10 protein-coding genes and 1 pseudogene are annotated in these 13378 nt (G+C 38.2%); 5 read left to right on the forward strand and 6 right to left on the reverse strand.

Annotated elements, in window-relative coordinates; all coding sequences use genetic code 11:
* A pseudogene (locus P20429_RS19970) lies at positions 1-253 on the reverse strand (hypothetical protein); the annotation flags it as partial.
* A gap of 114 nt (positions 254-367) precedes the next feature.
* Here P20429_RS19970 and P20429_RS01110 point away from each other — a divergent pair.
* Together P20429_RS01110 and P20429_RS01105 are read left to right on the forward strand one after the other, a co-directional pair.
* A complete protein-coding gene (locus tag P20429_RS01110; RefSeq protein ID WP_007586928.1) occupies positions 368-3037 on the forward strand; it encodes a GNAT family N-acetyltransferase in 2670 nt (889 codons plus the stop codon).
* Entirely contained in the window at positions 3037-3990 is a 954-nt protein-coding gene (locus tag P20429_RS01105; RefSeq protein WP_007586932.1) for an ion transporter, read from the forward strand. The genes P20429_RS01110 and P20429_RS01105 overlap by 1 nt, the downstream gene beginning before the upstream one ends.
* 16 nt (positions 3991-4006) lie before the next feature.
* Here P20429_RS01105 and P20429_RS01100 read toward each other — a convergent pair whose 3' ends face one another.
* The 3 genes from P20429_RS01100 to P20429_RS01090 are packed head-to-tail and all read right to left on the reverse strand — an operon-like array spanning position 4007 to position 9154.
* A complete protein-coding gene (locus P20429_RS01100) occupies positions 4007-8509 on the reverse strand; it encodes an EAL domain-containing protein (protein ID WP_007586935.1) in 4503 nt (1500 codons plus the stop codon).
* Between the two features lie 25 nt (positions 8510-8534).
* Positions 8535-8936 carry a GNAT family N-acetyltransferase gene (locus P20429_RS01095; protein ID WP_007586937.1) on the reverse strand — a complete coding sequence of 134 codons (402 nt, stop codon included), beginning with the start codon at positions 8934-8936 and terminating at the stop codon, positions 8535-8537.
* A 14-nt stretch (positions 8937-8950) separates the two neighbouring features.
* The gene (locus tag P20429_RS01090) at positions 8951-9154 is read right to left on the reverse strand and encodes a DUF3283 family protein (RefSeq protein WP_007586938.1); all 204 of its coding nucleotides are present in this window, start codon (positions 9152-9154) and stop codon (positions 8951-8953) included.
* Between the two features lie 118 nt (positions 9155-9272).
* Here P20429_RS01090 and P20429_RS01085 point away from each other — a divergent pair, with 118 nt between their 5' ends.
* On the forward strand, positions 9273-9971 hold the full coding sequence (locus P20429_RS01085) for an ABC transporter substrate-binding protein (RefSeq protein WP_007586939.1): 699 nt from the start codon (positions 9273-9275) through the stop codon (positions 9969-9971).
* On the opposite strand, the gene P20429_RS20460 is transcribed toward P20429_RS01085, so the two are convergent.
* Both P20429_RS20460 and P20429_RS01080 read right to left on the reverse strand, forming a co-directional pair.
* Positions 9968-10213 (reverse strand): DUF1289 domain-containing protein, encoded by a 246-nt coding sequence (locus P20429_RS20460; RefSeq protein WP_007586940.1) that lies wholly within the window; start codon positions 10211-10213, stop codon positions 9968-9970. The two genes, P20429_RS01085 and P20429_RS20460, sit on opposite strands and share 4 nt — an antisense overlap.
* 105 nt (positions 10214-10318) lie before the next feature.
* On the reverse strand, positions 10319-11452 hold the full coding sequence (locus P20429_RS01080) for a 1-acyl-sn-glycerol-3-phosphate acyltransferase (RefSeq protein ID WP_024590668.1): 1134 nt from the start codon (positions 11450-11452) through the stop codon (positions 10319-10321).
* Between the two features lie 387 nt (positions 11453-11839).
* On the opposite strand from P20429_RS01080, the gene P20429_RS01075 reads away from it, so the two are divergent.
* The gene (locus tag P20429_RS01075; RefSeq protein ID WP_007586942.1) at positions 11840-12784 is read left to right on the forward strand and encodes a D-2-hydroxyacid dehydrogenase; all 945 of its coding nucleotides are present in this window, start codon (positions 11840-11842) and stop codon (positions 12782-12784) included.
* 185 nt (positions 12785-12969) lie between these two features.
* A complete protein-coding gene (locus P20429_RS01070; protein WP_007586943.1) occupies positions 12970-13350 on the forward strand; it encodes a DUF3192 domain-containing protein in 381 nt (126 codons plus the stop codon).
* The last annotated feature ends 28 nt before the right edge of the window (positions 13351-13378 follow it).

The following is a 13378-nucleotide window of genomic DNA, read 5'->3' on the forward strand; positions in this document are numbered from 1 at the left end:
CAGTTACAGCATCATTTTTTTTCTCAACTCGGCTGACTAATTTTTCAAGATTATTGTCGGCATCACTAAATTGCAGAGGCCAAATTACCGTATCGGCTATAACTTCTCGCTCGGCCAATCCCTTAACCTGCACAGTACGTTCCATCTCTTTTACACTGAGAGCTGTGCTCTTTAAAATAAACCCTAAGTTAATTAAGCCTATACTTAAACAAATAGCCGCTATAACAATGTAAAAACCGGGGGTTTTATTCACAATAATCTCCTTGATTGATATCAATAATAAGCATCTAGACGCTCGAAATAACACAGTAAACAGGGTACATTGAGACTATAAATAACGCAAAATTTAATCAGCCTAGGAAAAACCATGAGCCTTAAGCGCATTACCCAGTTTTTTAACCCAAGCTCAGTGGCCGTTATTGGTGCCTCTAATATATCAACGCGTGCTGGTTTTGTGGTTATGCGCAACTTACTTCAAGGCGGTTTTAAAGGGCCGATAATGCCCGTTACTCCAAGCCATAGCGCAGTACATGGCGTACTTGCTTACCCCTCTATTGCTGACTTACCAAAAGTACCCGACCTTGCTGTTATTTGTACTAACAAAAATACCTTAATTGATATTATTGAGCAGCTTGGAGAGCTTGGCTGTAAAACGGCGATTGTTATTGCAGATGGGCTTTCTGGAGAGCAAAAAAGCGCGCTTAAAGCATGCGCTCAAGCCAAACAGGTTACTTTGCTTGGACCTAATTGTTTGGGCTTGCTGATCCCTCATATTGGTCTAAATGCGAGCTTTTCACATACAGTAGCAAGCCCAGGTAAAATTGCATTTGTATCGCAATCAGCAGCAGTATGCTCAACCATTTTAGATTGGGCTAAAAACAAAGAAATTGGATTTTCATATTTTGTATCGGTAGGTGATTGCCTTGATATAAACTTTAATGAACTACTCGACTTTTTAGGTCGTGATGCTAAAACCAAAGCTATTTTACTCTACATTGATAACATTGAAGATATTCGTGGCTTTATATCAGCAGCAAGAGCTGCGGCCTTTAGTAAACCTGTAATTGCGATTAAAACAGGTAAAACAAGTGCAGGCGCACTTGCAGCCGAAATTCACACCGGCGGAAAGCAAAGCTCTGATGCTGTTTACGATGCGTTATTTCAACGAGCGGGTATGCTGCGCGTAAATGATTTACGAGAGCTATTTGCAGCGACACAAACACTCGCCATGCATCCAAAATTATTAAAAGTAGAGCAACTAACAATTTTAACTAATGGTGGCGGCCCAGGTGTTATGGCCGTTGATGAGCTAATTCAAAGCTCCGGTAAATTAGCAGAACTAAGCATTGAAACCCGAAATGCGCTAAATAAAGTAATTCCGCAATCAGAAACCACCTCAAACCCTGTGGATATTTTTGGCGATTCAGCACCTGCGCGTTATAAGCAAGCATTAGAAATTTTACTGCACGCAAAAGAAGTTAAAAACTTACTGATTATCCATACTCCCTCAGCGCTTGCGCCCAGCGAAGACTACGCCAACATTATTGTAGAAACCTTACAAACATTACCTAAAATGGCGCGCCCTTACGTTATAACTAATTTTATGGGTGAAGACGCATCTTACGCCGCCAGAAAAGTGTGCTCAAACAACGCAATACCAACTTATAGAACACCAGAGGGTGCTGTTGGCGCGTTTATGCACTTGGTAACGTATCGCCGTAACCAAAAGCATTTAACGCAAACACCTGAGTCGAATACAGATGACGCAAAAATAAATAAAGTAGCAGCTAAAGCGCTTATTAATGAGTTTTTAGATGACGGACAAAGCTACTTACCTACCCATCAGGCAAGCCAAGTATTAAATCACTATGGTATTACATGCATTCAAACTGAGGTGGCTTACACCCCAACAGAAGCCAGAGAGCAAGCCATAGAACTTGGTTTTCCGGTCGCGTTAAAACTTATTAGCCCAAGCATTGCTTCAAAGTCTGAAGTAGGTGGTGTGGTGCTTAACTTAAACGATGCCAACGAGGTTGAACAAACCGCTTTTGCAATGCTTATCCGTATTAAAAATACGTATCCGGATGCTGTTATTGAAGGGTTTTCATTACAAAAAATGGCGCCGCGAGCAGGCGCAAATGAGCTGCGAATTGCAATTAAAACCGAGCCTAATTTTGGTCCTGTTATATTATTAGGTGAAGCAGGAACCGGCCTTGAATATGCGCAAGCCGCTGTTGCTCTGCCTCCACTAAATATGAACTTAGCAAAGTATTTAATTGCCGCAGCGCACGATAAAGGCGTACTAAAGGAGCGCATATTACCCGAAAAAGTTGATAAGTATCGTTTGTGTGCACTGCTAACGCGTATTTCTCAGTTAGTTATTGATCAACCTGACATAAGCTCAATGGAACTTAATCCTATACTTGCCAGTAATGGACAGTTTTTAGTGCTCGATGCCACCATGACACTTAGCCGTTATCAAACTCAGAGCAATCGTAAGCGCTTATCTATTCGTCCCTACCCTATTGAACTTGTTGAAGTGGTAACACTTAAAAACAACACCCAAGCTACGCTCAGACCAATAAAGCCAGAAGATGAACAAGCTCATAAAGCATTTGACGAGTCACTTAATAAAGAAGACAGATATAAACGCTTTTTTGGCGAACTACCACAATTTAACCACGATCAACTCGCGAAAATGACGCAAATTGATTACGACCGTGAAATGGCGTTTATTGTTTGCCAACGCTTTGAAGGTAAAACTCGCACATTAGGTGTGTCTCGCGTCATTATGGACCCCGATAACCTGCATGCTGAGTTTGCCATTGTAGTACGCTCAGATTGCCAAGGTTTAGGGCTTGGTCGCATACTAATGAGTGCAGCAATTAACCACTGTAAACGCCAAGGTGTGGAATCGATTGAAGGCATAACCTTACCAGAGAATACAGGGATGATTGAGCTTGCCCGTAAGTTAGGTTTTAAAATTAGTCGCGACTTTGAAGAAGGCAGTATTAACATGGTACTTAAACTTAAATAATGAATGAACCACACACTTTAAGACAAAAAATGGCTTGCCTGTTTGAAGGCACAGGCCAGTACCATCGAGCGGGACATATTCTTGATATTGCACTCATTAGCTTAATAATGATTAACGTTGTAGCCATTGTTATTGAGTCAATCCCAAGTGTGGCAGAGCAGTATTACAACGAATTCTTAGTTTTAGAAATTGTCTCGGTCGCTATTTTTGCTATTGAGTACTTAGCCAGGCTTTGGGCTTGCGTAGATAAAACACAATATGCAGCAATGGAAGGGTCTCATACCAAACGTCGGCTTAGCTATTTTTTCTCTCCTTTGGCAATTGTTGATTTAATTGCGATTTTACCAAGCTTAATGATGTTTTTATTTCCTCTCGATTTACGTTTTTTACGCGTGCTCCGACTATTAAGGGTGTTTAAACTCACTCGCTACTCACGCGCCATGCAGCTACTTTTAAAAGCCTTTAACGATGAAGGTAGTTCATTAATGGCTGCTTTTTTTATTATGGCCGTCGTGCTTATTTTAGCTTCATGCGGAATTTACTTAATTGAGCACGACATACAACCCGATAAATTTGGCTCTATTCCTGCGGCTATGTGGTGGGCAATGGCAACACTAACAACCGTTGGTTATGGCGATGTAGTTCCTATAACGCCATTGGGTAAGTTTTTCGGCGGGGTTATTACACTACTGAGCATGGGAATGGTTGCAATACCTACCGGTTTACTGGCGTCTAGTTTTTCAGAACAAATACGTAAACGCCGCCAATTTTTTGAAGATGCCGTACATGAACAAATTCAAGATGGCACTCTTAATAATACTCAACAAGAACACCTAGAAGAACTACGCTATAAATTAGGCTTGAGTAAACTAGAAGCTAATAAGGCCATTAAAACGCAGTTGAATGAGCATAATAGCCATTTGTTTTGCAGGCACTGCGGTAAAAGGCCTTAAATAAGTACTCCTATTATTAATTAAATATATCACTCCAATTGCGATTAATAAGCGGGAGTACTTCGGTATTAGGTACCGGTTTACTAAATAAGTACCCTTGAAAATGCATGCATCCTCGCGCCTTTAAAAAGGCGAGTTGGTGCGAGCTTTCTACGCCTTCAGCTACACATTCTTTACCTAAACTATCTGCAAGCGCGAGTATTGATTGAATAATAGCTTCATCGTCAGAATCTATGCCTATGTCTTGTACAAAGCTTCTATCTATTTTTAATACATCAATAGGAAAACGCTTTAAATAAGTAAGCGATGCGTAACCCGTACCAAAATCATCCATATACAATCTACAGCCCAACTTTTTAAGTTGTTCCATGCTGTGTAGCGCTTCTTTTGAATCACGCATTAATATTGATTCGGTTATTTCAAAAACAATTGCCTCAGACGACACTCCTGAATTACTTAACGCTTTTTTAATTTCAGGAACAAGGTCTTTAAACTCAAAATCAAGAGCCGATAAATTAATAGATAAATACAGGCTAGGTGAGGCTTTTCGCCACTCTTTTAGCTCTAATAAAGCGCGCGCAAAAGTCTGCAGCATAATTTTTGTAATTAGGCCTATACCTTCTGCTGCCACCGAAAACTCTTGAGTTTGCACAAGCTTATTTTCAGGCCAACGCAGCAGTACTTCAAAGCCTTCTGTTTTTTGACTTTCAGCGTTAATGATAGGCTGGTAGTAATTACAAAATTCTTCTTCTTGATACGCTTTAGTTAGCTGAGACTCAAGATGCAGCGCTCTTTGAACATGCTGATTCATCTCTTGCTTATAAAACTGATAACGCCCCTCTAAAGAGTCTTTTGCATGATATAACGCTATGCTCGCAGCTTTTAAAAGCGCAGAGCCTTGCTGTGCATCATCTGGTGATATAGACACACCAATACTTAAATTAACGTTTACAACTTGGCCATTAATCGTAATATTTTGATTCACACAATCCATCAACTTAGTGCATATAATGAGTACTTGTTCGATTTGCTGAATATCTTCCACCAGTACTACAAATTCATCGCCACCAAATCGAGCAACACTATCAGATGGACGCAAGGAGCATTTTAAACGCTCAGCAACTTCTTTAATTAGCTCATCAGCAACTGCATGCCCCAAAGAGTCATTAAAGTATTTAAAACGCTTAATATTTATATGTAATAAAGCGACTTTACATTCGTGAAATTTTGCTTGCTCAAGCGCGTGTTCAACGCGGTCATTAAATAACGTACGATTTGGCAACCCTGTTAAGGCATCGTAGTTGGCCAATAAGTGCAGCTCATTTTCGGCTGATTTTTGTGCATTTATATCGGTTAAAATAATGACATAGCTATTAAGGCGCTGTTCGTTATCCGCCACTGCACTTATTTTCACAAGTACATGGCGTGGCTCACCACTTGCTAAAACTACACTGTCTTCACACGAAAAGTGCTCTCCAATAGATAGCTTTTGCATTATGCGTAAATAATCAAAACGATTGCTGCGCGATATACCTAAATTTAATGCTCGACTAGATAACGACTCAGCAGAGAAGTTAAAGGCGGTTTGCAGTGATTTATTAGAAGCCCGAATATTTAAATTTTTATCGAGGATAAACACCCAATCACGTGTTTGCTCAAATGCTGCCGTAAATAGTAAAGCGTGTTCTTCAAACACCATCTCACGGGTCATATTTGTGTAGGTACCCGCTACTTTTTGTGGCGTTTTATCATCCCACTCAACGACTTTTCCAAAATCCTTATACCAGCGCCAATAGCCTTTTGCATGGCGCAGGCGGTAGGTGCAATTAAAGTAACCTTTATCGGTAGATAAAAACTCAAGCCACTCTAAGCGAAATAGCTGTTTATCTTGCGGATGAATTTTAGATAAATATTCATCTAGGCTCACGGTTTCATTTTCGTAGCCTAACTCACTCGCTAAGCGAGGTTGGTAAATACTTGGATTACTTGATTCCCAATCCCAAACACCCGATTCGCTGCCTTCAAGCGCTAGCTTTAAACGCGCTTCGCTTTCTTTACTTTCTTTATTTGCTGCCAATAAAATACGTTGAATTTTATTACGGCGCATAACCCACATAGCAACAAAGCCAATAAACAGCATGCCATAAAGCACCATAAAATAAGGTGCACGCCAAAGTGGATACTTTACTTTTATTTTTAAAATAGCAGGCGAGGTATATTCGCCAGTCAGGGGGTCTTTAGCCCAAACTTTTAATTGATAATTACCTGGATTCAATTTTGGAAACAATACACGGTTGTTATTTCGGGTATAACTTTTTTGTCCGTTATCGAGTTGATACTCATAAATGATGCGTTCTTGATTACTAAATGCCATGGCCGAAAATGCAACTTCAAGCCCTATATCATCATGGTTTAAAACAACCTCGTTGAGCGGTTGTTTTAAATCAAGCGATAAATCTCGTGACATTAAATCTACTCGCGTAATATTTACGTGATCAATAAGCGACTGATAGTTTTGGTTTTCCATTGGATGAAAATAAGTAAAACCTTTTAAGCTACCATACGCAATATGGCCATCTTTGAGCTGTGCCATGGCGTTGCTATTAAACTCAGCAGAGAGTAGCCCTTCTGATGTAGAAAATTGCTGAAAATGAAGTGTTTCTGGGTTTAATCGCCAAATGCCTTTATGGCTACTCATCCAGATCATGCCATCATCATCTAGCACCATATCGTATAGCAGAGTGCCTAATTTATTCCTTTCTAAATCAATTGTATGGACTAATTGATAGGTAGATGCGTCAAGGCCTATTAAACCGAAATTAGAAAGTGATATCCACAATATATTGTTGTTATCTATTAAGTAAGAAAGCACACTAATGGCTACGTTTTCATGCTGTTTTGGCACTTTATAAATCATTTTAAGTGCTAAATCACTTGGGTTTACTTGGTATAAAATACCGGCATTAAAAAATAATGGTGAATCTGGTTTATTGCTCAGCGCAGGTAAAAAGCCATGAGCTAAAAAGGGTTCAAACTGATCAAACTGGCCACCCAAACGCGTTATTACTTGAGAATCTATATTGTATATAAATACCCCATGATCTGAGTGTACAAAGTATAGATCGCCATTTGGCATTAGTGTTACGCCATGCACCCTACCGGTAATTAACTCCTGATTAGCAGGGTTATGCACTTTAGGTTCGCTAACTTGATGCGTTACAGGGTCAAAAATAAACAAACCACGGTTCGTATAAAGCCATAAATTATTTTTATAAGGCGTTATTTCATATACGGTAAACTCAGTGGTGAGTAAGTCGACTTTGTAATCTTTTAAATAAGCTTTACCAATATTTGTTTTTAAATCAACCTCGGTAATACCGTTATGCGTTGCAAGCCAAAGCTTGTCTTTATATTCGGTAATCCCCCAGATAGAGTGATGCGATAAACCATCCCCCCCGAGCAAAGTGCCATCGACATTATTAAAATGATAGCTGTCATGAGATAAATAAAACGCACCATCAGTCTTAGTCGCAACCCACGTACCACCCGATTTATCTTTTGCCATATCAATAATACTGGTATCGGCAAGTGTGTACTTACTTTGGGCTATTCGAGTGTTTTTAATCATCTCCCCGGTGTTTAAATCAAATTTAAACAAGCCTTTGTCGGTAGCTAAATCTATTGTTCCGTGTTCGTTTACTATGCTCCAAACATTTAGGTCACTTAGTAATACTTTACTTTTAAAAGGTAAATCTGGGCGTTCAAACATTTTTGATAAATTACTAATATCAACTTCGTATAAGCCTTGTACCGCCCCGACTAATAGTTGTTTATTTTCACCTAATACGAAAGACTTAACATTATTTTGGTAAATATGTTCAGCTTCACCTTTTAAATGCTGCAGGGGTCTAACTTGCTCTGTGGCAATATCAAATACGTATGCGCCATGGCTTGTACCTATAAATATATAACCATTGTAAGCAAACAGCTTTCTCACAAGAGTATTTTTATATTTAGCAGGCAGCTCAAAAATAGTTGTTATTTTTCCGGTTGCTATATCAAGCTTTGCAAAATCGCGGCCTCGGCCAATCCAAAGTGTTTTTTTATCAACAGCCACCATACTAAACACAGACTGATTGATAATCTCTTCTTCACTGGTAGGTTTTTCTAGAAATTGCTGATATGAATCTGTTACGGGGTCGTATCTAAATAGGCCTGCAAGTAAAGAGGCTATCCAAATGTGCCCTTGAGGGTCTTGGTAAATACGATCAATGATCGCTTCTTCTAATTCACCATTAGGGCCGTTTATTGGAATAACTTGATAGCCATCATAACGATTAAGCCCAGCCTCAGTAGAAAGCCAAAGGTAACCATTAGTGTCGATAAGCATTGTATTAACGTAGCTTTGCGATAAGCCTTCGCTTGGAGATAAACGTTTTACTTGTGCGCCTACTTGGCAACTTAGGATAGTTATTAAAACTACAAAGCAACTAATGATCCCATTAACGCATTTACTCATGCTTATTCCATATTATTATTTATTATTATGGGTACTCTAGAGCGACTATATTTCGATGTTTGTAAGTATCAAAAAGTACTTGTAAAGCAAGAGTATATGTTAACACCTGGTTAAAACCAATAGCACAATATAAATCAACTACGTTTTTATATGCGAAGGTATTAATCATCTTATCTTGCGACTTTAAGAGTGTTGATAATAGCTGTTTAGCAACACCTTTACCGCGATGTTCCAGCGCAACAAACATGGTAGATAAAAATAAGAACTCTGTTTTATCTTGCAGCCTACATGCTGCAACTATTTCATTATTATAGTAAGTAACCCATACCTTATCTTGTTTATTAGCCCGCCCTCTTACATTATGTTTTTTATAAAATTTATTAACGAGTGGAACTTTTAGCCCATCCAGCAACTCAACTATATACATTTTTATATCAACACTTAGCTAAGCATTAGCGCTAAATATTGCTCAAATTTTTGCTTCAAAACCATTTGTTCAGCCATTGGACGGCTATGGATTGTATTATAAACTTGCTCTCTCGTTTTTTTATTTCGCTTAATTTGATACGCCCAAAAAGACGCTTCATAATCTAACTGAATTTGGTATTTTTCTTCACGTGACAATAGGCATAAATTAAAACTCACAATACTTCCTCATTCGCTTTTAAAATTATTTGATTAACCCCGAAACTGGGCAAGAGGTAATCTCCTTGTTATTATACGCGTCTTATTTTATTTATTTCTGTAGTAATTGGAACTGATAATGAATAGACATTTTAGTATCTTGTTATTATTGGTAAATTTATTTTTTAGTGCCTCTTGTTTTAGTCATCAATACAACCTCACTTTTAATCGTCCGCAAAGTACACCACAAGCTGATTATGCCTTAGAGTTATTAAAGTTAGCATACGCAGATATCGGTTTTAAAATACATATAATCGATTTTAGTCACCAAAATGCTTTGCTAGCTGCAAATAATGGCGTACTTGATGGGCAGTTAGGAAGAGATGCAAGCGTTGAAGAAAATTACGAAAACTTGATTAGGGTCGATTATGAGCTCTTTAAGTTTGACTTAGTATTATATAAAAACTGTTTACCTAGCAGTTTAGAACAGCTCGATAGCGTCGCAATTGTTGATGGCTACCCTGTCCAAGAACATTATTTAGCAAGCACACAGTTTGCAGGGAATATTATTAAAGTTAAAAGCATGAATACCCAACTTAATTTGCTTGCTCAGAAAAAAGTACAGGGAGCTTTAATGATTAATTTTATAATGCAAAACAATGAGCTACCTTCACCTCAAGGTTGCTTTGTAAAAGAAGTGCTGAATACTTATCCGCTTTATCATTATTTAAATAAGCGTAATGAAAACTTGGTAGAAAAGCTTAAAATGTCATTAATTAACTTAACTAACAATGGCACTGTGTACGCACTAAGAGCCAAGTATGGATTAAGCTTTTAAAAGTCGAACCCTTGCTGCTGCGCCTGTGTGCTTGGCACTGCATTTTGCTGCTTTTTTTGAAGATAACGTTTGTAGCGCTGCTGGCACAAACTAAGCACCTTCTTTTTTTGGTCGTTCGTTAAGGTATTCCACGAAAAGCGTTCATCCCGACTACGATAACACCCTTTGCAATACCCTCTGTTATTAACTAAGCAAATACTCTTGCAAGGACTTGGAATATCAAATATTTCAATTTGTTGCATGCATAAGTACCGCCCAGTTGAAGAGGAGGTATTAGTATAGCGTTATTTTTGAGCAAAAAAAAAGCAGCAATTTAATTGCTGCTTAGTTTCATTGAGCTGTGAGTATTAATGTTCACAGCTATTAGTATTTATCTCTGTTTTACGGTGAAATGGCTTAGCGTACATAGCTAGCACTAATGGTTTTAACTCTTCAGGTACACAGGCTAAACGTTGTTCAAATGTCGCTGTATCAGGAGAGTCTATTACCGCATCTTTACAACCACCAGCGATGTAATTGCCTGGGTGTAAATAAAACGAATCAACAATTTGCCTATCAATTGTTTTAGCAAGCTCTTCAGCACTATCACATTTAGATTCAATTGGTTGCCCAAATGCTAAATGCACGTGCCCTTTAGCAGTACTAAAGCCTTCAACAATGCTCGCAATATCTTCACCAGCCGATTTAACGTACTCACCATGATGCTGCTTGTGGTAAAGCTCTTTGGCTTTAGCAATTGCACACGGCTCATATTGATAAGAAATAGAAACAGGCACTATTTTTAACTCTTTAATATAATCGCCAAACTCTTTCTTTTGTTTACGCCCATTTAATTGCAGCATCTTTAAAAGCGCAGGATCAGTTTGATCAAAACCGTCTTTTGCACGCCCTTCTTTTTGCGCAATCCAAATAGAATTTCCACCGACCACAGAATCGTAAATGTATGACGATAATTGAGTCAGTGCTTTTAACATCTCTTTTGGTGCTTTAGCAGAGCGCTTAACTATAAAGCTTTTATTTAGACGCATAAGCTCAGTAATGTAAGGTATTTGCAATAAATTATCGCCAATAGCAATACGCACTGTTTTCATTTTATGTTGGTATAAACCCCAGTTAACTAATGCAGGATCAAGCACTATGTCTCTGTGGTTTGAAATAAATAAATAGGCCTGGTTAGCATCTAACTGTTCTAACCCAGAAAAGGTAACTTTTGATGTGGTGCGCTTCACTAGTTTATCTAAGTATTGTGCCACTTCATTTTGCACATCTTCAACGGTGCTTACTTTGCCCCATTTTTTGCGTAACTGACTTCTTACCATTGGACGCGCAATAAAAGGCACTGCCGATAAAAAGCGCGGTAAATTATACTTTGCTATTACATCAATAAACGCATCATCGTTAATTAAACGTGTAAGCGACGCCGCAACTTCGTCGTCGTTGTATGGGCGTATATCTGCGTATTTATCTTCTAATTCACTCATTACTACATCTACAATGTTAAAAAACGGTACGCCAAAGCGCACCGTTTATGTCTATATCCGATTATAACTCAGCCAATCTAAAATGCGAAATAACCAAAAAAACGATTTTTATTTTTAGCAACTTGTTTTAAAGCCGAGTTTAATTACCTTCTATGACCATGAGCTTGCTCAAAAGTGCAAAAATCTGATCAGTCTAGCAAAATACCATGTTCTCAATCTGCTAGTGGGCAGACCACTAATACAAAGCCCTCTAATCATTTGGTAGTAATACCATTAACAAAGCCTTTCTTTCGTAGTACCTTAAGCTCGTATTTTAGATTTTTGATGGATCGTAGGCATCTTTTTACGATTTTAACTCTTTCAGATCCACTTATTTTAGGGCTCATAATGAACATTACTATTCTTGATAACGCAACGTTAGCTAAAACGTCTCTTACTGGTATTGAACAACTTGGTAAATTAACGACTTATGAACTTACTAGCCCAGAGCAAGTTATTGAACATTGCCAAGGTGCTGATGTATTAATCACTAATAAAGCCGTTTTAAATCGCGACACTATTAGCAAACTTACACAGCTTAAATTAATTTGTGTAAGTGCAACTGGTACTAATAATGTTGATCTAGAAGCCGCTAAAGAATTTGGTATTGCCGTAACTAATGTAGCTGGCTATTCAACACCTTCTGTTGTTCAACATACGTTTTCTTTAATTACTAACTTACTGGGTAACACACACCGCTATCAGGCGGATTGCCAGCAAGGCGCGTGGCAAAAAAGTGAAATGTTTTGCATACTCGATTACAGCTTTAACGACTTACAAGGTAAAACATTTGCCATTATAGGCGGTGGTACGCTAGGTAAAGGCGTTGCTAAAGTGGCTGAGGCATTTGGCGCAAATGTTATTGTTGCAGAGCGCAAAGGTGTTAAATGTCGCGACGGTCGTACGCCTTTTGAAGACGTCATTAAAACAGCCGATATAATCAGCGTACACTGCCCGCTAACAGATGAAACACGTGATTTAATTGCACTTAATGAGCTTAAAATGATGAAGCCAAGCGCTATAATTATTAATACAGCACGTGGTGGAATTATTAACGAATCCGACTTAGCTACAGCACTTGAGCAAAACCTAATTGCTGGAGCCGGTGTTGATGTACTAACTAAAGAACCTGCTGAGCTTTCAAACCCACTTGCTAATTACAAAGGTAATAACCTTTTACTTACTCCACATATAGCATGGGCAAGCACCGAATCTATTGTGCGTTTAATTAATGAAGTAAGTTTAAATATTGCTGCATTTAATAAAGGCGAATCACGTAACCGCTTGGTGTAGTGATTTTATTGTAGTAATCAAATAAGCTAAAAAATGGCTGTTTTTACTAATACATTTAATATTTTATTAGATAAAAACAGCTTAACCCCCTTAACAAACTGATTAATAACAACTTATAAATATGGTCTACTCTTTGCTTTAATACAGCTAATAACCAATTAAAAATCTTATTAAGGTAAATAAAAATGAAAAAATCACTTTTAGCAGCCGCTTTAATCGCTCCATTTTTAACAGGCTGTGTTATTGCCGTATCAGATGGTGAAGCTGAGACTCATTGGGCTGGTAAGAATTCATCTAGCTGGCAAGCACAACATAAAAATAATCGTGAAGTTATATCAGAGCTAAAAATGGATAGCAGTTACCAATCTGTTTTGACGCAATTAAAAACGCCTAATTTCACAGAGCTATTAAAAAAAGATGACGATGTATACCAAGTACTTTTTTATGTAACTCATAGCAAGCATTCAGATTCTAAAACAACGAAAGATGAATGTACGCCACTTGTATTCAAAAATGATAAGTTAGTGGGCATTGGTGAAACCGCTTTAGGTATGATCACGCAGTAACCAATAAAAAAATGTTTGATACAAAAAC

The sequence above is a fragment of the Pseudoalteromonas sp. BSi20429 genome, from assembly GCF_000238895.1.
Classification (GTDB): domain Bacteria; phylum Pseudomonadota; class Gammaproteobacteria; order Enterobacterales; family Alteromonadaceae; genus Pseudoalteromonas; species Pseudoalteromonas arctica.

What these genes read in the sequence shown, in the direction of transcription:
- P20429_RS20460 (WP_007586940.1), bottom strand. Translation starts at nt 10,213, where the DNA reads ATGCAACAAATTGAAATATTTGATATTCCAAGTCCTTGCAAGAGTATT.
- P20429_RS01095 (WP_007586937.1), bottom strand. Translation starts at nt 8,936, where the DNA reads ATGTATATAGTTGAGTTGCTGGATGGGCTAAAAGTTCCACTCGTTAAT.
- P20429_RS01080 (WP_024590668.1), bottom strand. Translation starts at nt 11,452, where the DNA reads ATGAGTGAATTAGAAGATAAATACGCAGATATACGCCCATACAACGAC.
- P20429_RS01085 (WP_007586939.1), top strand. Translation starts at nt 9,273, where the DNA reads ATGAATAGACATTTTAGTATCTTGTTATTATTGGTAAATTTATTTTTT.
- P20429_RS01110 (WP_007586928.1), top strand. Translation starts at nt 368, where the DNA reads ATGAGCCTTAAGCGCATTACCCAGTTTTTTAACCCAAGCTCAGTGGCC.
- P20429_RS01070 (WP_007586943.1), top strand. Translation starts at nt 12,970, where the DNA reads ATGAAAAAATCACTTTTAGCAGCCGCTTTAATCGCTCCATTTTTAACA.
- P20429_RS01075 (WP_007586942.1), top strand. Translation starts at nt 11,840, where the DNA reads ATGAACATTACTATTCTTGATAACGCAACGTTAGCTAAAACGTCTCTT.
- P20429_RS01105 (WP_007586932.1), top strand. Translation starts at nt 3,037, where the DNA reads ATGAATGAACCACACACTTTAAGACAAAAAATGGCTTGCCTGTTTGAA.
- P20429_RS01100 (WP_007586935.1), bottom strand. Translation starts at nt 8,509, where the DNA reads ATGAGTAAATGCGTTAATGGGATCATTAGTTGCTTTGTAGTTTTAATA.